General features: G+C 66.9%; 15 protein-coding genes. 10 read left to right on the forward strand and 5 right to left on the reverse strand.

Annotated elements, in window-relative coordinates; translation table 11 throughout:
• The 9 genes from A5481_RS34355 to A5481_RS30755 all read left to right on the forward strand — a co-directional run.
• The coding region (locus A5481_RS34355) for a hypothetical protein (RefSeq protein WP_210179225.1) at nt 1-544 on the forward strand (544 nt) is incomplete at its 5' end.
• Between the two features lie 309 nt (nt 545-853).
• Nucleotides 854-1,177 (forward strand): hypothetical protein, encoded by a 324-nt coding sequence (locus A5481_RS30725; protein ID WP_210179226.1) that lies wholly within the window; start codon nt 854-856, stop codon nt 1,175-1,177.
• A gap of 780 nt (nt 1,178-1,957) precedes the next feature.
• Complete coding sequence (gene hsdR, locus A5481_RS30730) at nt 1,958-5,341, forward strand: type I restriction-modification system endonuclease (RefSeq protein WP_048433734.1); 3,384 nt, start codon at nt 1,958-1,960, stop codon at nt 5,339-5,341.
• A gap of 98 nt (nt 5,342-5,439) precedes the next feature.
• Nucleotides 5,440-6,912: a class I SAM-dependent DNA methyltransferase gene (locus A5481_RS30735; protein WP_048433733.1), complete on the forward strand. Its 1,473-nt coding sequence runs from the start codon at nt 5,440-5,442 to the stop codon at nt 6,910-6,912.
• Entirely contained in the window at nt 6,909-8,297 is a 1,389-nt protein-coding gene (locus A5481_RS33045) for a restriction endonuclease subunit S (RefSeq protein ID WP_082173093.1), read from the forward strand. The genes A5481_RS30735 and A5481_RS33045 overlap by 4 nt, the downstream gene beginning before the upstream one ends.
• 33 nt (nt 8,298-8,330) lie before the next feature.
• A complete protein-coding gene (locus A5481_RS30740) occupies nt 8,331-9,233 on the forward strand; it encodes a restriction endonuclease (RefSeq protein WP_197514272.1) in 903 nt (300 codons plus the stop codon).
• Between the two features lie 140 nt (nt 9,234-9,373).
• Nucleotides 9,374-11,257, forward strand: a complete 1,884-nt coding sequence (locus A5481_RS30745; protein ID WP_082173092.1) for an AAA family ATPase — start codon at nt 9,374-9,376, stop codon at nt 11,255-11,257.
• Nucleotides 11,251-12,351, forward strand: a complete 1,101-nt coding sequence (mcrC, locus tag A5481_RS30750; protein ID WP_048433731.1) for a 5-methylcytosine-specific restriction endonuclease system specificity protein McrC — start codon at nt 11,251-11,253, stop codon at nt 12,349-12,351. Before A5481_RS30745 ends, mcrC begins: the two co-directional genes overlap by 7 nt.
• Complete coding sequence (locus A5481_RS30755; RefSeq protein WP_053082347.1) at nt 12,348-13,106, forward strand: ASCH domain-containing protein; 759 nt, start codon at nt 12,348-12,350, stop codon at nt 13,104-13,106. The genes mcrC and A5481_RS30755 overlap by 4 nt, the downstream gene beginning before the upstream one ends.
• A gap of 4 nt (nt 13,107-13,110) precedes the next feature.
• Here A5481_RS30755 and A5481_RS30760 read toward each other — a convergent pair whose 3' ends face one another.
• The 5 genes from A5481_RS30760 to A5481_RS30780 form a co-directional block, all read right to left on the reverse strand.
• Nucleotides 13,111-16,083, reverse strand: a complete 2,973-nt coding sequence (locus tag A5481_RS30760) for a DEAD/DEAH box helicase (RefSeq protein ID WP_156311817.1) — start codon at nt 16,081-16,083, stop codon at nt 13,111-13,113.
• Nucleotides 16,084-16,085: 2 nt separating this feature from the next.
• Entirely contained in the window at nt 16,086-17,366 is a 1,281-nt protein-coding gene (locus tag A5481_RS30765; protein WP_210179227.1) for an EH signature domain-containing protein, read from the reverse strand.
• A 113-nt stretch (nt 17,367-17,479) separates the two neighbouring features.
• Nucleotides 17,480-18,271 (reverse strand): OmpA/MotB family protein, encoded by a 792-nt coding sequence (locus tag A5481_RS30770; protein ID WP_167350056.1) that lies wholly within the window; start codon nt 18,269-18,271, stop codon nt 17,480-17,482.
• Nucleotides 18,272-18,365: 94 nt separating this feature from the next.
• On the reverse strand, nt 18,366-21,089 hold the full coding sequence (gene zorA / locus A5481_RS30775; RefSeq protein ID WP_048433727.1) for an anti-phage ZorAB system protein ZorA: 2,724 nt from the start codon (nt 21,087-21,089) through the stop codon (nt 18,366-18,368).
• A 327-nt stretch (nt 21,090-21,416) separates the two neighbouring features.
• Nucleotides 21,417-21,809: a winged helix-turn-helix transcriptional regulator gene (locus tag A5481_RS30780; protein WP_048433726.1), complete on the reverse strand. Its 393-nt coding sequence runs from the start codon at nt 21,807-21,809 to the stop codon at nt 21,417-21,419.
• An 82-nt stretch (nt 21,810-21,891) separates the two neighbouring features.
• Here A5481_RS30780 and A5481_RS30785 point away from each other — a divergent pair, with 82 nt between their 5' ends.
• A complete protein-coding gene (locus tag A5481_RS30785) occupies nt 21,892-22,623 on the forward strand; it encodes an SDR family NAD(P)-dependent oxidoreductase (protein ID WP_048433725.1) in 732 nt (243 codons plus the stop codon).
• The last annotated feature ends 104 nt before the right edge of the window (nt 22,624-22,727 follow it).

The following is a 22,727-nucleotide window of genomic DNA, read 5'->3' on the forward strand; positions in this document are numbered from 1 at the left end:
ACTCGACCATCTGGCGGCGGAACTCCGCCGGGTACGGGGGACGGGTTCTCGGCATGGCAAAAACACCTCACGCGAAAGCGTTCTCGGTGTCCACCGATCCGGGGCAATCCCAGCCTTCCGATCTTACCTCGACATGTTCGATCTGGAGGGGTGGAACCCGAAGGCTTTTCCCCCTGAGACGGAAGGCAAACGGCGGCTTGAGCGGCTGTCCGCTTCCGGTCTTGAGCAAGAGCTTCGAGCTATGCGCGACGATGAGGATGGGCCGTTCGCTTCATCTGTCTTCACGGTTCAGGATGTTGTCGATGAGCTGCGCAAGCGGCTTAAGGTGACCATCAACCGGCAGCAGATCGAGGAGCTGTTCACGGCCCTTGGTGACCGCCCTCTGGACAAGCGGCCGATGGTTCGCGGCAAGCGGCTCCGCTTGTGGGTGTGGCGCGACCACGAACGCATCGAAGCGATGACGGCCAAGCAGCTGGCTGGGCTCTACAACCCGATCGCTGCCATAGCGGATGCGCAGGCTGAGGGACGTCGAGATGTGGCCTGAAGCTGACCAACGACCAATGACCGACGAAAAATCGCATCGGCTCCGCCAGGAAGGGGCGCGCGAAGCGCCGCTCAACGGCACTTTTTCAGCTTCTGGACCGATGTAAAAATTCGTTGGTCATTGGTCATTGGTCATTTTTGAGATGTGAACATGTTGGCTCCCTCGGTGTCCTCTAGTGCTACTATCATCAAGCCGGTGACGACCCTCGGGGCGCTCCCGCCGCCTTCCGAGGTGACCTTCCCTGGCGTGTTCGGGTGGTCGCCCATCTCCACCGGCTCCCTCGCCGCGGCCCTCCACCTGGACCGCGGCTTGTTCGCGACGTGGCGGTGCCGCGGCATCGGCCCGACCGAACTGCCCTCCACCTGGTTCCGGCCCGCACCGGGCCGGCCGCGCTATTATCGGGTGGACCAAGTGCTGACCTGGCTCGCGGCCCGGCGCGGGGACCAGCTCGACACCGCCACCACCTGGCGGCTCAGCCTCGCGCGCGATCTCGGGCAGGAGGTGACGGACCTGGCCGAGGTGCGGAAGCTCGCCGCGCTCTACGCCCGCGCCGCCGGCCCCCGCCTCTCTGGTGGTGTGACCTTCACCCCGGCGGGGTTCCGGGACTACCTCGCCTCGCTCCTGGCCGCTTAGGCGAGGCTGTGCGATCCTGCATTGGTGGTATTGGTGCGGGTAGGTCCTATGGCTCTAAACATTCCCCTGTACGAAGCATTGAAGGGTCAGGTCTACGATATAGCGCAAGTGGTAACCATTCGAGGCAACTCTGAAGCCAAGACTGAAGGATATCGAGATTTATACCATATGATTATGTCGGATAGTGACCATCCGAGGCAGCAAGCATTCTTAATGATGATTAGGGTGAAGCTGTCTGAGAAGCAGTGCATCGTGCTCTTGGACGGACTGGCGAAGGAATACGCTGGTCTGGACGGATGGATGGCCTACGTGGACCGCGAAGCGTAGAGGCGCTGTTATCATCCAGGTAAAACCAAAATTTTCCGGAAGTATAGATGGCGGATAGTGTTTATTGAGGTGCGTTAATATCTGTAAAAAAGCACCCACCCATCCTTTTACAACCGGTATTTCAAGTACTTTATCTGAGTTGTTCATGTCGTTGTTTGGTTGGCCAACAAGGTCAGCCTCTGCCATCCCTGTCACGAACCAGTCGACGTTCGATGATTGATTCGTGACAGGGACGCCATGGGAGCGATATCCCGTTATTGAGGTTTGCTCGCTCCCCTGTCGGCATGGGCTCAGGGAACTGCATCCGTGGACGGTCTCTGAGGCTGATTCGCCACACAACTCCGGATCAGCGAACCTTGGTCAAATCCGTCTTTCGCAACCCTTGCGAGCCGAACGGCTGCTTCGTACGACCATCGATGATCCATCCGGATCGCGGTGGCCTTGTGGAGCACCATGACGGCTTCGGTCAACTTCCAGTTCCTGGGCGTGCACGATGCGCAGCTCGTCAGGCTGGCGAGCCTGGCAGAGGGGTCGCTTCACGTCGACCCGCCGACGACGATCCTGAAGATCAGACAGTTCGTCGAGACCTTGGCGCGACTGGCGGCGGCGCGTCAGGGTGCACTCGATCGGCCCGGTGAGCCATTCGCCGAGCTGCTACAACGGCTGCAAGACAGGAAGCTCCTGCCGCGCGAGGCAGCCGATGTCTTTCATCATCTACGCAGGCTCGGGAACGCCGCGGCGCACGAGAACCGCGGGTCCGCAGCCCAGGCTCTCTCGTGCCTCAAGCTGGCCCGGCAGCTAGGCATCTGGTTCCACCGCACCTTCCAGCCCGATCCTAGGTTCGCGCCCGAGCCCTTCGTGCCACCGCCGCTGCCGCGAGACATCTCGGCCGAGCTGGCGGCTGAGGTCACTGCTCTGCGTGCCAAGCTGTTGGCCAGCGAGAGCGAGGCGGCGAGGAGCGCCCGCGAGGCCGAGGAGCTGAAGCGGGCGAGCGAGTCGGCGGCGGATCGGCTTGCCCGCGAGCAGCAGGAGCGAGCCCTGTGGGAACAGCTCGCCGAGGAGGCTGAGCGCCGAAAGGTCGAGGTCGAAGCGGAGTTGCGGGCGATCCAGGCTGCCAACGCGAACTTAGCCCCCTCCGTCGTTGCCAGCGCCATCGCGACCGCCGCCGAGACCGCAAGCCACATCGTCGTCGACGAGGCCGACACCCGCATCATCATCGACGCACAGCTCACCGCAGCGGGGTGGCAGGCTGACAGCAGCACGCTGCGACATGCCCGCGGCACCAGGCCCGCCCGTGGCCGCGCCATGGCGATCGCCGAGTGGCCGACGGAAAGCGGCAACGTCGACTACGCCCTGTTCCTCGACGGGCGCTGCGTCGGCGTGATCGAGGCGAAGCGATCCGGCCTCGCCGTGCCGGCTGCCCTCGACCAGGCGAAGCGCTACGCGCGCACGATCCGGCTCGAACCCGACGAGGCCGCCTTCGGAACGCCCTACGTGCATGGCCTCGATGAGAGCTACCGGGCGCCCTTCATGTTCGCCACGAACGGTCGGCCCTACCTCAAGCAGCTTGAGACCCAGTCCGGCATCTGGAGCTGGGATGCCCGCCGGGTAACCAACCGGGCAGTGGCGCTGCCGGACTGGTTCACGCCGCGCGACCTCACCGAGCGGCTGGAGCAGGAACTCGATACGACGGGCTTTTCCGAGGACTTGCCCGATCTGCCGGGCCTTCGCACCTACCAGGCCGCCGCCATCGCGGCGGTCGAGGAAGCCGTGGCGGCGGGCCGGCGGGAGATCCTGGTCGCCATGGCGACCGGCACCGGCAAGACGCTCACCTGCATCGCCCTGATGTACCGCCTGCTGCGGCAGAAGCGGTTCCGCCGCATCCTCTTCCTAGTCGACCGCACGGCGCTTGGAGAGCAGACCGAGACGGCGCTGGATAACGTCGAGGTCGAGGGCTTCTACAAGTTCTCCCAGGTCTACAACGTCGCCGGGCTGGAGAAGCGCATTCCCGACGCCGAGGATCGGGTCCACGTCGCCACCGTGCAGTCGCTCGCCCGGCGCGTGCTGGAGGAGGGCGAGACGCGGCCCTCGCCGGGCCTCTACGACCTCATCGTGGTCGACGAGGCGCACCGCGGCTACACCCTCGACGCCGAGATGCGGGAGGGCGACCTCGCCTTCCGCGACACGCACGACTACCTCTCACGCTACCGCCGGGTGCTGGAGCATTTCGACGCCGTCAAGGTCGGCCTCACGGCGACGCCGGCCCTGCACACGAAGGAGATCTTCGGCGCTCCGGTCTTCCACTACGGCTACCGTCAGGCGGTGCTCGACGGCTACCTCGTCGACCAGCTGCCGACCCGCCGCATCGTCACGGCGCTGAACACGGCCGGCATCCAGTTCGAGGGCGGCACGGAGGTCGAGGTGTTCGATCCCCGCACCGGCCAGCTCGACCTGTTCGAGACGCCCGATGCCATCGCCTTTGAGGTCGAGCAGTTCAACCGTCAGGTGCTCGCCCCGGACTTCACCCGTGTGGTAGCGGAGGCGATCGCGTCGGAGATCCCGCCGGATCGGCCCGGCAAGGCGCTCATCTTCGCGGTCAACCGCAATCACGCCGATGACCTGGTGGCCGCGCTGCAGAAGGCCCTCGAGGCCATGCACGGCCCGCAGCCGCATGACCTCGTCCAGCGCATCACCGGCGACGTCGACCGGCCGAGCGAGCGGATCCGCCGCTTCCGCAACGACCCGCGCCCGCGCTACGCCGTCACGGTCGACCTCCTCACCACGGGGATCGACGTGCCGCGGATCACCGACCTCGTCTTCGTCCGCCGCGTCAACAGCCGCATCCTCTACGACCAGATGCTCGGCCGCGCCACACGGCTCTGCCCGGAGATCGGCAAGGAGGCGTTCCGTATCCTCGACGCGGTCGAAATGACGGCGAACCTCCAGACGCTCACCGAGATGCGGCCGGTGGTGGCCGACCCCAAGCTCAGCTTCGCCGACCTGATGCGGGACCTCGCCCGTGCCCCCCATCCGGAGGACCGGGCCCACGTGCAGGATCAGATCGTGGCAAAGCTCCGGAACCGGGCGAAGCGCCTGACGGAGCCGGAGGCCCGCGCCCTGGAGGACGCTCTGGGCCGGCCGCTCGAGGCCTTCGCCGACTGGGCCCGCGCGGCCGCGCCGGGCGAGGTGGCGGCGGCCTTCGAGACCGCTCCGCAGGCCCTGCGCCTTCTCGACGGCAAGCCCGGCGACCGCCCGCGCGACCCGGTCTACGTCTATGACGGCGAGGACACGCTCACGGGAATCGAGGACGTGTTTTCCGGCGCCGCCGGCCCCGAGGACTACATCACCGGCTTCGTGCGCTTCGTGACCGAGCAGGGCAACGCCTTGCCGGGCCTGATCGCCGCCACGAAGAAGCCCCGCGAGCTGACCCGCCGCGAGCTGAAGGAGACCGCGCGGTTGCTGAGCGACGCCGGCTTCTCGGAGGCCGAGCTGCGCCGCGCCTATGGCCGCGCCCGCAACGCCGACATCGCCGCCCACATCATCGGCTTCGTGCGCCAGGCGGCGTTGGGCGACCCGCTGGTGCCCTACACCGCCCGGGTCGACAATGCGGTGGAGCGGTTGCTCTCCGGCCGGTCCTGGACGCCCAAGCAGCGCGAGTGGCTGCGCCTCATCGGCAACGTGCTGAAGAGCACGCCGGTGGGCGATCGCGACCTTCTCGACGAGGCGCCGGCCCTGAAGCAGAAGGGCGGCTTCCGCACCGCCGACAAGGTGTTCGACCACCGTCTCTCGGAGGTCCTGGCCGACCTCAACGAGGCGATCTGGCCGCCCGCGGCCTGACCGGATTCGCGGCCGCTGTGCCGCGCCGGCGCTTGCGGAACGGCCACGCTTCGGTTTCGCTCAGCCCAATCAACAGACACCCCGCGGGGACAGTGCCGGTGAATCCCTCTTCCGACCTCGTCAACAAGCTGTGGCGGCTCTGCACCATCCTGCGCAAGGACGGCGTGACCTACTTCCAGTACGTCACCGAGCTGACCTACCTGCTCTTCCTCAAGATGGCGGAGGAGCGCGGCACCGACGAGATCCGCGTGCCGGAGGGCCACCGCTGGTCCGACCTCAAGCGCGCCGAGGGCACGGCGAAGCTCAAGCTCTACCGCGAGACCCTGGTGGCGCTCGGCGATCCGGAGACGACGACCGACCGGCTGGTCCAGGCGATCTTCGCCAACGCCGCGACGGTGATCCGCGAGCCCACCAACCTCGCGACCCTGGTGGCGGCGATCGACGAGCTGGAATGGTTCTCGGACGACCGCGACAGCTTCGGCGACCTCTACGAGGGGCTGCTGCAGAAGAACGCCGAGGAGACGAAGCGCGGCGCCGGCCAGTACTTCACCCCGCGGGTGCTGATCGAGGTGCTGACCGGCCTGATGAAGCCCAAGGCCGGCGAGGTGATCCAGGACCCGGCCGCCGGCACCGGCGGCTTCCTCATCGCCGCCGACCGGCTGATCCGCGCCGCCACCGACGGCCTGACCACCCTCAATGAGCGGGCGCAGCGCTTCCAGATCCACAGCGCCTATCGCGGCCTGGAGAACGTCGCCGACACCTACCGCCTGCTGCTGATGAACCTGCAGCTCCACGGCGTCGAGAGCGACTACATCCGCCTCGGCGACACGCTCTCGCCCTCCGGCAGCGCCGATTACCTGTGCCAGGCTGATCTGATCCTGACCAACCCGCCCTTCGGCCCGGCCGGCGGCCGGCCGAGCCGCGACGACTTCACGGTGACGGCCTCGGTCTCCTCCTACCAGCTTCCCTTCGTCGAGCATTGCATCCGGGCGCTGAGGCCGGGCGGCCGCGCCGCCATCGTGGTGCCGGACAACGTCCTGTTCGAGGACGGCCGCGGCCGCGAGCTGCGCCGCATGCTGATGGACACCTGCGATCTGCACACGATTCTGCGCCTGCCGACCGGCATCTTCTACGCCCAGGGCGTGAAGACCAACGTGCTCTTTCTGCGCAAGGGCCGCTTCACCGGCGACAACACCGAGGCGGTGTGGATCTACGACTTGCGCACGAACATGCCGGCCTTCGGCAAGACCACCCCAATCAGGCCCGAGCATTTCCACGAGTTCATCGTCGCCTATGGCGACGATCCGGACGGGGACGAGGAGGAGCGGACCGATACTGGCGAGACGGGGCGGTTCCGGCGCTTCACGCGGGAAGAGGTCGCAGGGCGGGGAGATAATCTCGACATCACATGGCTGCGAGGGGCGGAGGATGCCGAGGATGCATTGAGCGAGCCGACGGATATCACGGCAGCGATCCTAGGGCATTTGCGAGATGCCTTGATGGAGGTTGAGGCGCTCGCGGCAGATCTTGAAATGACTGACTCTTTGATTATGGCAGAAGCTGCAGAATGAGTTTCTCTACCCCTGTTGCGGAGCTAATCAGCAGCTCTGAGTCTCCTCTGATCGCATGTGCCGCACGTTGGGAACGCATCGCACTCGGAGATGTAGCTTCGATTTTGAACGGCTACCCATGGAAAGCTGAATATTTCAATCAAAAATCGGGGATTCCGTTATTAAGGATTCGCGACGTGACTTCCGGACGAACCGAGACTCTATATTCGGGGGTGATTGTCGACGGCTATTTTGTTGATGATGGCGATTTGCTTATTGGTATGGATGGCGACTTCAACGTCCGAATATGGAGTGGCGGAAGAGCTCTGCTGAACCAGCGTGTCTGCAGGATAGCCCCTTCGAAAAATTACAACAAAAAATTCATGGCTTTTATGTTGCCGGGATATCTCGATCTTATTAATAGGGTCACGCACTCGGTTACGGTCAAACATCTGTCCTCTAAAACATTGCAAGAACTACCAATTCCATTGCCGCCTATTCAAGAGCAAGAGCGTATTGCAAAAAAAATCGAAGTCTTGAATGCTCGCGCAAATCGGGCACGAGGCGAACTTGGACATGTTGTAAGACTTGTCAAATGCTTTAAAGACCGCCTGCTTGAGCAGGCATTCTCAGGTAAACTCACTGGTGATTGGCGCATAGCCAACTGTGCTGGCGATTGGGCGACGACGGTCTTGCAGCATTTTTTGGAGAGTGGTCCATCAAACGGCTGGTCGCCCCAGAGTGGCGACGATGCCACTGGAGCTCAGACTCTCAAGCTTACCGCTACTACCTCAGGGCGGCTTCGCTTAGACGATCAAGCGGTTAAGCGAATATATGAAATGCCGCCGCCAGACTCAAAATATTGGCTGAAGCCGGGAGATATTCTAATCCAGCGTGCGAATGCAATTGAGCATGTGGGTATCTCCGCGATTTTCGATGGCCCACCAAAAACTTACATCTTTCCGGATCTTATGATGCGCATCCGCGCGCAGGATCCCGGTGCCACGAAATTTTTATGGTTCTATCTCAACTCGCCAAGCGTAAGAAAATATTTTCGTGACAGAGCAACAGGCACATCCGGAAATATGCCGAAAATCAATGGAGAGACAGTTCGGTCATTGCCCGTGCCGAACGTTGGCGCAATGGAACGTGATGAAATCGTTCGTCGCTTGGAGCGTGCATTCGCGGTAGTCGACCGTCTCGCCGCTGGGGCTCAAGCCGCCCAAGCGGATCTTGACAAGCTTGATCAAGCAATTCTCGCCAAAGCCTTTCGTGGTGAACTCGTTCCTGAGGACCCGAACGACGAGCAGGCGAGCTTCCTACTTGAGCGCATTCGAACCGAGCGCGCCGTAGCCGGCTCCGCCTCGAAACGAGGCCGCCGCCCACGCAGTACGTCGGGAGCGTAAAGGCGCGTGCCAATCCCCGACTACCAATCCCTCATGCTTCCCGTCTTGCGAATCGCCGCCGAGGGGCCTGAGCGCCGTGTCGGTGAGGTGGCGGAGCGCATTGCCGACGATCTCGGCCTGAGCGCCGCCGAGCGCGAGGAATTGCTGCCGAGCGGCCGGCAGCGAGTGCTGCATAACCGCATCCACTGGGCAAAATTTTATATGGGCAAGGCCGGGCTCATCGCTGCACCGGCCCGCGGCCGCTTCGTCGCGACGGAAGCGGGGCACCAGCTCCTCAGCAAGAGTCCAGCCCGGATCGACGTCGCCCTGCTTCTGAGGGTTCCGGCCTTCCGCGCCTTCTATCGCGACGAGGCCGGCCACGACGCTGACGTCCTCGCACCGGCCGCCGCACCTGCTACCGAGGCTACTGCGACGCCGCAGGATCGGATCGAGGCGGCCTACCAGGAGATGCACGCAGCGCTCCGCGCCGACCTCCTCCAGCGCATCGCCCAGAACACCCCAGGCTTCTTCGAAGGGCTGATCATCGATCTCCTGGTCGCCATGGGCTACGGCGGCAGCCACCGCAACGCCACCGAGCAGCTCGGCCGCTCCGGCGACGGCGGCGTCGACGGGGTGATCAACGAGGACCGGCTCGGCCTCGACCGCGTCTACGTCCAGGCCAAGCGCTATGCCGCCGGCATCGCGGTCGGCCGCCCGGAGGTCCAAGCCTTCGTCGGCAGCCTCGTCGGCCTCGGCGCTGGCAAGGGCGTGTTCGTCACCACCTCGACCTTCAGCGCCCAGGCGCGGGACTTCGTGCGCCACCTGTCCCAGCGGGTGATCCTGCTCGACGGCGCGACCCTCGCCGACCTGATGATCGAGCACGGCGTCGGCGTCCGCACCGCCCAGACCATCGCCCTCAAGCGCCTGGACGAAGACTTCTTCGCCGAGGAGGTGTGAGAGTGGGGAATCGGCTGAAGGTCCACGGAAATGAGTTTTCCGGACCGTCGTCTTCTCTCCTCCCACCGCCTCACTGATAAGACCGTGCTTTTGCCGAGCACGCCGCCCCATCGATCTCACAGACCGGCAGCCCACCCCGCATGACCGACACGTCCGCTCCCGGCGCCACGCCCAAAGGTCCGCGCTTCGTCACCTACATCCCGCTCGTCCTCGATGCCCTGCGGGCACTCGGCGGCAGGGCGCGCCGGCCCGCGATCTACGAGCAGGTTCGCTCGAGCGGCGGATACGTGCCGAGCGAGGCGGAGGAGCGCCTGTCCGGCGGCCAGACCAAGCTCGAGAACGCCGCCGGCTGGGCCCTGTTCTACCTCTTCAAGAAAGAACTGGTCGCCAGCCCGGAGCGGGGTCTCTGGACCCTCACCGAGGCGGGGCGGGCGGCCCATCTCTCGCACCAGGCGGCCTACGACCTTTACCGTGAGGTGCATGTGCGGTTCCTGCCTCAGCGCAGCGAGGCCGAGATCGACGGGTCGTCCCCGCCCGAGGAAGTATCCGACGAAGCATCCCTCAGCGTGTCCGTCCCGCCGCTGCCGGAGGCGCCGGTCTACTGGTTCGCCGGCACCACCTGGGGCGCGGATGGCGACCAGCTCGAGCGCTTCATGCGCGAGGGCACCTGGGAGAACGGCTACGAGGACCAGTTCACCGACAAGGTGAAGCAGATGCGGCCGGGCGAGCGCATCGCCGCCAAGTCTACCTTCGTGCGTCGCTACGAATTGCCGTTCGACAACCACGACCAGCCGGTCTCGGTGATGCGGATCAAGGCCACCGGCACCATCGTGGCGAACCCAGGTGACGGGCAGCACGTCCGCGTCGCCTGGGACCCGGTGACGAAGCCGAGGGAATGGTACTTCTGGTCCTTCCGCAACACGCTGTCGGGCCTCAAGCCGAGCGACGATTACCGACAGAAGCTGATCGCCTTCACGTTCCGGAACGCGCCACAGGACTACAACTACTGGCTCAACGAGCCGTACTGGGTGAAGCGCTACCGGCCGGCGGAAGCGGAGGCGACCGTCGGGATCGACTTGCCGCAGGGGCCGGAGAACGTCGAGGAACAGCCGCTCGAAGTGCAGCCGCCCGACTACACCACAGCCTCCATCGTGGCGGAGGGCTGCTTCCTGGCCGAGGCCGAGCTCGACGGGATGCTAGAGCGCCTGCGCGCGAAGAAGAACCTCGTGCTCCAGGGCCCGCCCGGCACCGGAAAGACCTGGCTCGCCAAGCGCTTGGCGGCGGCCTTGATCGGCCGCAGCCCCGCATCGGCGGCGAGCCGCCTCGCCGTGGTGCAGTTCCACCCGTCGCTGTCCTACGAGGATTTCGTGCGCGGCTGGCGGCCGAGCACCGACGGCCGGCTCACCCTCGCCGACGGGGTGTTCCTGGAGGCGGTGCGCGAGGCGCAGGGCGATCCGAACACGCCCTTCGTCGTCGTCATCGAGGAGATCAACCGCGGCAACCCGGCTCAGATCTTCGGCGAGCTGCTCACCCTCCTGGAGCACGACAAGCGCCACGAGGACGAGGCCATCGCGCTCGCCTATCCGGATCCACGGGACAAGACCAAGCGGACCTATCTCCCTGAGAACCTCTACGTGATCGGTACGATGAACGTGGCCGACCGTTCCCTGGCGCTGGTGGATCTGGCGTTACGCCGGCGCTTCGCCTTCGTCGGGCTGAGGCCGCAATTCAACGACGCCTGGCGGGCCTGGTGCGTCGCGCAGGGCAAGCTCGGCACCGCCGATCTCGCAGCGATCGCCGCCCGCATGGGTGCGCTGAACGACGCCGTGGCGGGTGCCCTCGGCGAGCAGTTCCGCATCGGGCACAGCTATCTCACCCCCGCCCGGGACAGGCCGGTCACGGATGGGCGGCGCTGGTTCGCGGAGGTGATCGAGACCGAGATAGGGCCGCTCCTCGACGAGTACTTCTTCGACGCGCCGGAGACGGCCAAGTCCCTGCGCCTGCAGGCCCTCGCCGGATGGTGACGCCGGCGGCAGCCGAGCCGGACCGGATCCCGATCCGCAACCTCTGGTTCCTGCTGGTCTATGCCGGGGACCTCGCAGCCTTCGCGCCGAGCCTCAAGGTGAAGGTCGAGGACTCGCCCGACCTGCCGCACCTCGTCGTCGGCCTGTTCGCGGCTGTGGTGGAGCGGCGCCTGCGGCGCAGCCCGACCCGGCACTATGTCGGGCGGGCCGCGACCCTGCCGCGGGTGCGCGGACGGATCGACGTGTTCCGCACGGTGGTGGAGCGCACCCTGGAGCGGGGCGAAGTCGCCTGCCGGTTCGAGGAACTGTCGATCGACACGCCCCGCAACCGCTTCGTGCGCGCCGCCCTCGCGGTGGCCGGCCGGATGCCGGTGGAGGCGGGCCTCGCGCGCCGCTGCCGCAGCCTCGCCCAGCGCCTGGAGCTCGCCGGCGTCGCCGTGGTGCCGGCCTCGCTCCACAGCCTCGCCCGGGAGACCTTCGGCCGCAACGACGCCGAGGACCGGCCGATGGTCGAACTGGCGCGCCTGGTGCTGGCGCTGGCGCTGCCGACCGAGGACGCGGGCTCCCGCGGGCTGCCGGCCCCGATCCGGGACGAGGTGCTGCTGCGCAAGCTCTTCGAGCGGGCGGTGGGCGGCTTCTACCGCTACCATCTGCCGAAGGCGGAAGGATGGACGGTCGATTCGGGGCAATGGTTGGAATGGCCGCAATCCGGCGCAACGGACGGGATCGCCGACCTGCTGCCTCGCATGCAGACCGACATCGTCATCGAGGCGCCCGGGCGGCGGCTCGTCATCGACACGAAGTTCACCGATATCCTCACCCGCAACCGCTTTGGCCGCGAGCGGTTCAAGTCCGGATACCTCTACCAGATGTATGCCTATCTAGGCTCGCAGGCCCATCGCGGCGGCGTGCACGCCACCGCCGAGGGCCTGCTGCTCCATCCCTCCCTCGGCCTGCACGTGGACGAGCATGTGACGATCCAGGGCCACCGGATCCGCTTCGCGACTCTCGACCTGAAGGCGGAGACGGCGGGGATTGAGCGGCGTCTCCTGGACCTCGCCGGCGCTCCCACCGTGGCGGAGCGCGCGGCATGATGCGGGGTCTCGTCATCCGCGAGCCGTGGGCCGGCCTGATCCTCGACGGGCGCAAGACCTGGGAGATGCGCAGCCACGGCACCACCGTGACCGGCCCGATCGCCGTCATCCCGAAGGGCTCGAGCGTCGTCGCGGGCGTCGTCGACCTCGTCGGCACGCGGGCGGCTTTGTCGGCGGACGAACTCGCCGAGACCGTTGCGCGGCACAGCATCCCGCCCGAGGCCCAGAGCGAGGCCGTCGCGGGCGGCTGGCTCGTGCCCTGGGAATTGGCGCGACCCCGTCGCCTCGCGGCTCCCGTGCCGTACGATCATCCGTCCGGCGCCGTGATCTGGGTCAGGCTCCGGCCGGAGGTCGAGGCGGCGGTGAAGGCGCAGCTGGACCTGGACGCCACGGTCCTGCCGCCGGCGCGGACGGCGGCGGTGGCGAAGGTGGCTGCCCCCGAACCGGCGCCCGGTGCTGTGACCATCACTCTGACCGAGGCCAACATGCGCTGGGGCCACGTCTATCTGCGGCCGGCCCGGCACCTGTTCTCCGACGATAACGTCGGCGGCTCGTCAAAGGCTGAGCCTGCCGCGACCCCGTTCCGCGTCGAACTCGGCAGCGCGCCGCCGATCGTCACCGACATCGCCGGCGACAAGATGATCCTGCGCGAGCGCGGCCTCGTGCGGCGCTTCCTCGAAGGCGCGCGAGCCGGTGACGAGGTCCGGGTGGAACGGCTGGGGGAGAACCACTTCCGGTTAACCCGCCTGCCCTGAAGGCTCACGCCCCGATCGTCTGCTCGAAGATCGCCTGGGTGTCGCGCGCGCTCACCGGCGCGGCCAGCATCTCCCGCGACAGCTGCCGTTTGTTCCGCAGCAGCCCGTCCAGGGTCAGGTCGAACGACGAGTCCCGGTGGTCGGGGAAGATCGCCATCGGCAGGTGAATCGTGACCGGCCGCACCTGCCCGATGCGGTAGGCGCGGTCGTTGCACTGATCCTCGACGGCGGGGTTCCACCAGCGGCTGAGATGGATCACGTGGTTGGCGGCCGTAATGGTCAGGCCGATGCCGGCTGCCTTGGGCGAGAGCACGAGCAGGCCGAACCCGGGCGGGCTCGCCTGGAACGCATCGACGATTCGCTGTCGCTGCTCGCCGGGCGTGCCGCCGTTGATGATGCCGGGGGGCGCAGGGAGATCGAACAACTCGGTAAGGCCCGCTGCCACTGCTCGCTGCATGGCGAGGCTCTCGATGAACAGGATCGCCTTCTCGCCTTTGGCGCGAATCTTCCGCAGGATCTCGACCGACTGATGGAGCCGGGCGGAGCGCGCCGCATAGGCCTCGAAGGCGCGTGCATCACCGAGCCGCACCGACTCCGGATCGTCCGGATGCAGCGAGACGCCGCGCAGCTCGTGGATGATGCGGAGCATGTCCCCGGGCTTGCGCGTGCCGTCCGCCTGATGGGCCGCCATCACGATCCGCCCGTAGGCCTCGGCCTGGGCGCGCGGCATCGGCACCTCGTAGCGCTCCTCCGTCTTGGTCGGCAAACCCTCGAGCACGTCGCTCTTCATGCGACGCAGCATGATTGCGGGCGCAGGTCCGACCGGCTCGTCAAGCTTGCGCTTGAGATCGCGCAGCCGGTCGGGATCCTCCTCGCCGTAGACGCCTGAGAAGCCCTTGAGGTCGCCGAGATAGCCCGGGGTGAGCCGGTCCATGATGCACCACAGGTCCTCGAGCCGGTTCTCGATCGGCGTGCCGGTGAGGCCGAGGACGAAATCGGCGTTCAGCGCCTTGGCCGCCTTTGTGTTGAGCGTGTCAGGCGCCTTCACTTTCTGCATTTCATCGAACAGCACCAGGGCGTAGCGGATCCGCGCGAAGGCCTGCTCGTGGTCGGTGAGTGTCTCGTAGGTGGTCAGGATCCAGTCGGCGGCGCGCAGGCGGCCGACGTCGAGGGTCTCGCCCGGGTCGGTGCGCTGGTCGGGCGGGCGCTTCAGGTGCCGCAGGGCCGCGCCATAGGCGTCGACGCGCTCGCCGAGGCCGATCGGCGAGAGATGCCGGCTGCATTCCTGCTCCCAATTCTTGAGGAGCGCGGTCGGGGCCACGACGAGGATCGGGCCGCGCTCCACCGCCCGGTCGCGAGTCCGCTTAGCCTCCTCCTGATTGCTGCGGATCCAGGCCATGAAGGCCAGGGCCTGGAAGGTTTTTCCAAGGCCCATATCGTCCGCGAGCAGCATGCCGGGCCAGCCGGCCCGCCACCCGGCGACGAGCCAGCCGAAGCCCTTCTCCTGATGCTCCTTGAACCGGCTCGCCCCCATCCGGTCCGCGGGCGGCGCGGGCGCGATCAAGGCCTTGCGCGGCTGCAAGGTCTGCTCGTACTCAATGTCCTCGTAGTTGGTCTTGATCAGGAGGACGTGCTGGTCGTCCGGTGGGGGATCCTCCCGCTGGTCTTCCTGAGCATCCTCAGTTTCAGGGTGGGTTTCCTCTCCGGACGGCGCTCGCTCGGGCTCCGGGACACCGCTTGCGTGCAAGAACGCCTCGGCAGCGGCCAGAGGAACCACGACGCCCTTGATGGTGACCTCGGCGGCACCGGCATCGCGCGCTTGAGCGATCGCCACCGCGAGATCCTGCCGCTCGGGCTCGGAGAGATCGGGCGCGGCGACCGCCTCGCCGCGCGCGTCGGTCCACCCGCTCTCGGGCAGCCAGGTATGGGCGCGCTTCGTCAGCCAGGGCAGTTTCGGCCGCTCCCAGATGCCCAGTGCGATGACCCGGTCCGAGTAATGCGCGGTCTCGACGAACAGGCTCGTGCGCCCGTCCTCGATGGTGTCGCCCAAGCCATCCGCGAGCGCGGCGCGGGGATTGCGAATGAAGGCACGGCGCACTTCAGGGCTCGCGCGGCGCTTGGCCCGCACGACCTCAAGGAGCGGCTTCAGATGCGGGTCGATCAGCACGAAGCGGTTCGGCCCGACCACGTAGGCATCACGCGTCGGGCTGTTCAGGGCCTTGCTCAGAAAGGTGCGATGATCCTCAGGCGGCAGCAGGGGATCGGCCTCGCCCTCTTCGACGATCGGATCCGGAGCATCGTCCTCGCGCGAGGCTGCCTGCTCCCGGGCCATCAGCACGGGCGTGAAGTCGACGCCGTGCGGCGCCTCGCGCACGTCGAGGGCGAAGGCACCGGCCTGGTAGAAGGTGAGGTTGCGGGTATAAGCGTCGGCGCCGACCTCCGGGCCGAGCGCATCCCGCAGCGCCTGCTGCACCGGCATCCAAGCGGCAACCCGCGCCTCGAGCGGCTGCCCGCGGCTGGCATTGTAGCCCTCCGCCGCCTCGACCAGGGCGAGGAGCGCGGGCGAGAGGCGTCCCTCCAGTCCCTGGGCCCGGAGGACGAGGCCGACACGCTCCGGACGGATTTCCGCCTGGCGCTCGTTGCGCCAGCGCAGGCGAAGCCAGCCCTTCTCGGAATCCACCCGATCCTCGAAGGCGAGATCCAGGCTCACCCGCGCCAGCTCGGGCAGGCCGATTCCCTTCAGGACGTCCGGTGGTAGAGCGGCCGCCTCGGCGTGGCTCAGGCGGATCACCTCGCCCTCGCGCTGCGCACGGTCCTCGGCGACGAGCCCGTTCAGGACCCGCAGGGCGGACCGGATCTCCGGGACTCGGCTCCCCTCGGCCAGCGGCACTGTGCGCGTTCGGCCGAGCATGCGGCGCTCCTCCGCCGCAACCGTGATGCCGGCCGTATCAAGCGCGGCGCGAAGACGAATCGCCATGATCAGCGCACCGTGAATTCGCCAAGAGACAGGCGATGGCCGGTCATTGCATAGATGCAAGCTGCAACGCGGCTTTGCCAGACGTAGTTATCAGACCCGGAATGCGCAAAGATGTTATGCTTGCGTAGCACTGCTTCCGTTCTCTCAGAGGGAATTTCCCGGCGAACGTCATCGGTCGTGTAAGACAGAGCGTTCATGAAACGCGGCCGCTCAGGGTCGTCGGCGGACCAGATGTTGCAGTAGCCATTATGGCTCCAATCCGCGACGATGCAGCGTCCAAGGTCCAGCAGCAGCACGGCATGGCCGGCCATGACCGGCTTCCGACCACCCTTCGCGAATTTGCCGAATTGGATGTCGCGGCCGAAGGCCCGTCGCGCCTCAGAAGCGCCGTCCTGTCCGAACACCACCCAGGCATTCAGGATCAGGTCGCGGGCGTGATAGGCGCTCCAGAAGGAGCGGCGGTACTTCCACATGCCGTCCGGCGCGATCCTGTCGACCACGTCGAAGAACTGGCGCAGGGACTGCTCGGTCAGCCAGCGTTTCAGGATCGCGGCGGCCTCGTCCATGCCGATCCAGTTGCCGGGCTTGACCCGCGGATCCCCGAAGCGGGCGAGCAGGAACCCGCCGAGTGCGTCGCGGTCGGCCGCCGATGGCATCATGCCGCGGAACGGCATGACCAGCGCGTTCACCATCGCGGCCCTGTGCGCTTGGTAGAGAAGGCTGTTGTCGGCTGCGAGACACCAGCCGCGGACTTGATCGAGATGCAAGGTCGCGCTCGCCGCTGGGCGCCCGGCGAGCAGACTCAGGCCATCGAGATGGCTCGCCTCGGCGAGGCCCGACCCGGCCATGATCGCCGTCAGGCCGCGCCGGCCGAGCAGGGCTGGGACCGTCTCTCGCCCGGCGAGCGCCGCTTCCGTGAGGCCGCGCACGCCCTCCGGGCCCTCGAACAGCCGGTAGTCGCGCTGCAGGTCGTGCCAGGGCGCGCCCGCCGCCGCGGCGCGGGCCGCCAGCGCGCGACCGATCTCGCCGATGCGCGGGCGCTCGGGGGCGTAGTCAATCAGGTAGACCGAGGCGAGCCGGCGATAGGGCCCGCGCCGCTCGGACCGCATGATCTCGGAGAGGAGCCGCGTGAGCGCCCGGTCGTGGGTCGCGAGCGGCGGCTCGGCCCGCCACAGGCACCAGGGGGCGTGCCGCCAGTCGAGGGGCGAGGGTTCCTCGCCGGCATCGAGGGCCGCGATCAGCCGGGCGGCGACCTCGTCGAGGTCGACGGCCGGACGACGCACGGCTTGGGCACCCGCTGCGTCGCCGCGGCGGGCGAGGGCCGTCAGCCGCGGCTCCGCCGGAAGCGGCCTGGGGGCACCGAGGGTGAGGGAATGGAGGGCGGACCGAAAACTGCTCATCGGCCTTTCGGTGTCACGAGCTTGCCGATCTCCGCTTTCATGCCGGAGACGAGGCCTTGGATCTCGCGCAGGCCCGCGCCGGTATCGACCTCCATGACGAAGCGCAGGTCGATGCGGCGGTTCTTCTCATAGGCCGCCGCACTCCGGTCGGGGTCGATCTGGCGCGTCGAGGCGTAACCGGACACGGAGAGCACTTCCTCGCCGCGCCGGTTCAGCACGCGCCGCAGGTCGGGCGCCGTCGCCTTGAGCTCCCGGAACGTGTTGACCGCCCGCTCGGTCGAGAGGCCCCAGTTCCTGTCCTCGATCCCGGTGCTGTCGGTGTGCCCCTCGATGAACACCGTTTCGAGGAAGGCCCGCCCGTCGGTGCCGCACGCGGCGGCACCCGCCGGGCAGGCCGCGTAGGCCGGCAGAACCCGCCCCAGCACGCGGCCGACCTTGCCGACATTCTCCCGCGCCCGGCCGATCAAGTCGGCTCCGTTGACGGGGAAGCGGATCGCATCCTCGGACAGGCGCAGGACGCCGTTCGCCTCGTCGACCTGCACGACGAGCCCTTCCTGGCGGAGCTGGTCGCGCAGGTCGCGCAGGAGCGCGTTCCGGGCGGTGCTCGCAGCGCGGATCTCGCCCAGCCGGTTGGTCACCTGGGTCTCCAGCTCGTCGAGCCGGCGCCCGACCTCCTCGGCCACCAGGATTTTGTCCTCCTGCCGGTCGGTCTGCTTCTGAAAATTGAGAGCGAAGGCCATCAGCATGATGATGAAGATGAACAGCACCCCCACCATCATGTCTGTCATCGATATGAAGTAATTCTCGCCCTCGTCGTCACCGTGGGCTGGCGCGTCGCCCTCAATCACCATGGCCGATGTTCCATGCAGTCAGCGACGGGTCTCATTCTGCGGCCTCGAGCCGGCCGGTCTGCAGGGAGCGGGTAAGGGCAGCACCAAGCTCTTCGTTGCTCGCACTCAGATCGGTCATCACCCGCTCGAGCCGGTCGAGCGTCACGCTCAGTTGCTTGTCCACGTCGACCACGAAGTTACCGACCCGATCCTGCTGCTGGCGGACCTGCTCGCCGAACCGCTCCATCGCGCGGCCCAGCTCAGCGTCGACATTCGCGAAGCGCTGCTCGTAGGCGACGACGGAGTCGCGCGCCTGCTGCAGGAGAGCATCGAGGCGATCGGCAAGACCAGAGGCCGCCGACTGGCCGGCCTGCAGGGCACCGGCCGAGTCCCGCACCGAGCCTGCCATCGTCTCGGTGGCGGCGGCAATGCGCTCGGACGTTTGCAGGAGAGGCTGGCTCGCCACCTGGATGGTGCGCGCCACCTGCCCGAACACCTCCGCCGTCTCGCGGGAGCGGAGGCTGACGGCCTCGACCTGCCGGGTCTGGCCGGCGAAGGCCGTCTCGACGGTCCGCAGGGAGCCCGAGAAGGCATCGATGGCGCCACGCATCTCGGCCGTCATGGCCGCGATGGTGGTGCGCATCGCCTCGGCGGCCTGTTGCGCCGCCTGCACCGTGCTCGCGGTCGCGGCGCTGCCTGCCTCGCGCGCGGCCCGAATGCTGTCCTCCGCCTGCGCCGCGACGCTGCGCTGCATCGCCTCGAGGGCGGTCGCGAAGGTCGCGACCTGGGCGTCGAGCCGGCCGGTCACGCGATCCATGGCCTCCCCGGCCTGCGCGGCCGCCTGCTGTGCCGCCTGAGACGCGCTCGCCGCAGCACCGGCTGTCGCCTCGCGCGTGGCCTTTGCGGAACTCTCGGCCTGCTCGGCGAGGTTGCGCTGAAGAACGCCGGCCGCTTCCCCGAACGACGCCATCTGCGCGCCAAGCTGCGCCGTCATCTGCGCCATGACCTCCTCGGCCCGGGACGCTGCACCGGAAACGGATCCCGTGACACTGCCGATCGTACTCTGCATGGCCTCCGCGGCGTCCCGAGCGGCCCGCGAGGCGCTGGTTGCGGCGGCCTCACCGGCATCCCGCGCGACGCGCGAACTCTCCTGAGCCTGGGAGGCCATGCTCTGCTGCAGGCCGGCGAGGGCGCCCACGATCGTGCTCATCTGGGTGTCGAGCCGTGTCGCCATCTGGACCATGGCCGTCTCGGCCTGGGCGGCCGCGCCGGTCACCGAGGACGCTACGGCCCCAATGGTCCCGTGCATGGTCTGGGCTGCGTCCCGGGCGGCTTGGCTGGCCGCAGCGGCAGCCATCTCGCCGGCTTCGCGCGTCGTGCGCGCCTGTCCTTCAGCTTGCGAGGCTGTCGCTTGGTGCAGAGCCGCGATCGTGTCGCCGAAGGCCGTGGTCTGGGCCTCGAGCCGCGTCAGTACCTTGGCCATCGCGTCCTCGACGAGGCCTGCAGCGCCGCTTGCGGAATGTGCCAGGGTCTCGCCGACTTGCCGGTTCGCCATCTCGAACGTGGCCCTCAGCTGCTGGGCTACCTCCTCCAGCACCGTGCGGGTGCTGTCTGCCGAGGCACCGAGATTGGCACCCGCCTGCGCCACTAGGCGCTCGAGGTTGTGGGCCGCATCGGAGAGCTGCTTGGAGAAGTGCTCGCCTGATCCGGCGAGGTTGCGCTGGACGCCCTCGAGTGCGCCCTGCATGGCACCGAGCGTCCCCGCGAGCTGCCGCAGCTCGGCACCTGCGCCGTCCTGCAGCCCGTTCTGGAAGCGCTGAAGCATGTCGTCCATGCCGGTTTGGCTGGTCTGCGACAGCTGCCCGACCGCCTCGGAGAGCTGCTCGGCCATCGGCTGGAACGCCGTCGTCATCGCCGACTGGATGCCCGGTGCGACGCTCTCGCCGAGCCGCGAGAAGAACCGCTCGCTGTTGATCTCCTTGAGCTGATCGCGCTGGGTCTCCAGAATGACCTTCGTCTCGGCCGCGATCGCCTGCGGCGGGTAGAAGACGAGCCTCGCTTCGAGGTCCCGGCACAGGCCATCAAAGCCGGCCTCGATGGTGATCGTGTAGACCTTGAACAGCAGAGAGAGGACCAGGGAGGAGCCGAGACCTGCAATCGAGGTGCCGAACTTGAAAGTGGCCGCCGAGAGCAGTTCGTTGAGAGAGTGCGTCATCGCCTCGGCTGAGCCTGCGCCCGTGCTCGCCGCAGCTTTGTTGAGGGCGAAGACGAGACCGATGAAGGTAAACAGCAGGCCCAGGCCGACGAAGTAGCCCGGGATCGCGTTCATCATCTTCAGGCCGGCGAACTGCTCGCGGGCGGCCCCGATGTTGATGAAGCTCTGGGGCCGGACCGTGTTGCGGACCGCACGTTCGTCCGGAACGAGCGTCTCGGCGAACTCGCCCCAGGCGTGCCCGATGACGGCGTTTCGCTCGAGCATCCGTGTCAGGTCGGAATAGCCGACCGCAAAGTCACTGACGCCGCGCAAGCGACGGACTTGACGACGCGCGACGGCGATCGCGAGACGTACTAGGACAACATGCGCAATTAGGAAGGCAACGGCGAGCGCGCCCGCGGCTTGCACGACGAGAGAGGCGAGTGCGAAGGCGAAGTCCCGGCTGCTCAGCCGATCATACGATCCTGCGAGTGCGTCCTGGACGACTGACCGCAGGACGTGGACATCCGAGAACGGAGTAACGCGGGAGAGGACCCACCAACTGCCATATACTAGGGACATGAAGATGGCAGATCGTAAGAGGCCGTGCCATACGACGGACCGCGCTACGAACGCAAACACGTTACCTCGCCCTGGTTGGATCAGCGCGTGCATCGGCTGATGCTGTTCTACTCTTAGTATGGCGAGAAGGGTTCCCTGGACCAACGCGATCCAGCGATGGAGAGTGCATTTTGCGTTGATGTTGCGAATTTGCTGCACAAGCCAAAGTGGCATGATCAGGTAGGTGGGAAGCGGGCTTTGACGCTCAGTCCGTGAGAGGACGTTCTGCCTCCGGCCTCCATCAGACCCAGCAGTTCGACATCTGACGAGTCTTGAGCAGACCCGCTATCACGCCCCTGTCTTAAGGCCGTCATGCTCTTGGTTGGCTGCCTCGATTGCTGCGCCATGCTCGAGTGCCCACTTGCAGAGCGCCTCGAACGGCTGACGCAGCGAATGACCGAGCGGGGTGATCGCGTACTCGACGCCGATTGGTGCGGTCGGCAGCACGGTCCGGGTCACGAGGCCGTTGCGCTCAAGCCGCTTCAGCGCGTCTGCTAGCGCCTTGTGCGTGATGCCGTCGAGCCGCCGCTTGATTGCGTTGAACCGTGCCGGCCGCGGGCACAGGACCGTGAGGATCAAGATCGTCCACTTGTCGGCGATCTTGTCCAGCACCGGGCGGACCCGCGCCATGTTGGCGAGCGCGCACTCGGACGCCACATCGAGGTCGGTATCATGGGTCATATCTAGGCTAACCTAAGTGCGTTCTTGATAGCAGATATACGATCTGTATCTCATGCGCCATCACAGATGAAGGAATGCCGTGATGGCTCGCATGGTGGATAAGGTTGCTCTCGTGATCGGCGGGGCGAAGGGCATCGGCCTTGCGGTCGCCGAGCGGTTAGCAGTCGAGGGCGCGTCGGTTGTCCTCACCGGGCGGCACGCCGACGAGGTCAAGGCAGCCGCTGCGAGGATCGGACGCGGTGCGCAGGGTCTCGTCGCAGATGCAGCCCTACGAGAAGATTTGCACCGCACGGTGGCGACGGTGCGGGAGACACATGGCCGTATCGACGCGCTGGTCCTCAACGCGGGCATCTCAGAACCGGCAACCCTACGCGACGGGACGCCCGAGCATTTCGAAAGGCACTTCGCGGTCAACGTCCGTGGGGCCGTCTTCGGGCTGCAGGCGGCTCTGAGCGCGATGGAGCGGGGTGGGTCCGTCGTGCTGATGGGGTCGATCGCGGACGCCGCAGGCATCACGCCCTATGGGACCTACGCCGCGACGAAGGCGGCACTACGTTCCTACGCGCGCACATGGACAGCGGAACTGGCCCCGCACGGCATCCGCGTGAACGTAGTGGCCCCAGGCCCAACAGACACCGCCATGATGGCGAGCGTGCCGGAGGAGGGGCGGGCCGCACTGATCACGCCGATCCCGCTCGGCCGCATGGCGCGTCCGGAGGAGGTGGCGGCGGCCACGTTGTTCCTGCTGAGCGACGAGGCGAGCTTTGTCGCGGGAGCCGAACTGTGCGTCGATGGTGGAATGCGACAAATCTAGCCTTACGATAAAATTATCAGTGTGCCCGCTTCGGTAGGTCCGCATCTAAAAGTTGGCCGCTGTAAAACTGCTCCAGTCTGTCGTCTAGAGCGTTTTCGGCTTAG

Source organism: Methylobacterium platani (assembly GCF_001653715.1).
Taxonomy (GTDB): domain Bacteria; phylum Pseudomonadota; class Alphaproteobacteria; order Rhizobiales; family Beijerinckiaceae; genus Methylobacterium; species Methylobacterium platani.

What these genes read in the sequence shown, in the direction of transcription:
- A5481_RS33045 (WP_082173093.1), top strand. Translation starts at nt 6,909, where the DNA reads ATGAGTTTCTCTACCCCTGTTGCGGAGCTAATCAGCAGCTCTGAGTCT.
- A5481_RS30760 (WP_156311817.1), bottom strand. Translation starts at nt 16,083, where the DNA reads ATGGCGATTCGTCTTCGCGCCGCGCTTGATACGGCCGGCATCACGGTT.
- A5481_RS30745 (WP_082173092.1), top strand. Translation starts at nt 9,374, where the DNA reads ATGACCGACACGTCCGCTCCCGGCGCCACGCCCAAAGGTCCGCGCTTC.
- hsdR (WP_048433734.1), top strand. Translation starts at nt 1,958, where the DNA reads ATGACGGCTTCGGTCAACTTCCAGTTCCTGGGCGTGCACGATGCGCAG.
- A5481_RS30780 (WP_048433726.1), bottom strand. Translation starts at nt 21,809, where the DNA reads ATGACCCATGATACCGACCTCGATGTGGCGTCCGAGTGCGCGCTCGCC.
- A5481_RS30755 (WP_053082347.1), top strand. Translation starts at nt 12,348, where the DNA reads ATGATGCGGGGTCTCGTCATCCGCGAGCCGTGGGCCGGCCTGATCCTC.
- mcrC (WP_048433731.1), top strand. Translation starts at nt 11,251, where the DNA reads ATGGTGACGCCGGCGGCAGCCGAGCCGGACCGGATCCCGATCCGCAAC.
- A5481_RS30770 (WP_167350056.1), bottom strand. Translation starts at nt 18,271, where the DNA reads ATGACAGACATGATGGTGGGGGTGCTGTTCATCTTCATCATCATGCTG.
- A5481_RS30740 (WP_197514272.1), top strand. Translation starts at nt 8,331, where the DNA reads ATGCTTCCCGTCTTGCGAATCGCCGCCGAGGGGCCTGAGCGCCGTGTC.
- A5481_RS30785 (WP_048433725.1), top strand. Translation starts at nt 21,892, where the DNA reads ATGGCTCGCATGGTGGATAAGGTTGCTCTCGTGATCGGCGGGGCGAAG.
- zorA (WP_048433727.1), bottom strand. Translation starts at nt 21,089, where the DNA reads ATGTCCCTAGTATATGGCAGTTGGTGGGTCCTCTCCCGCGTTACTCCG.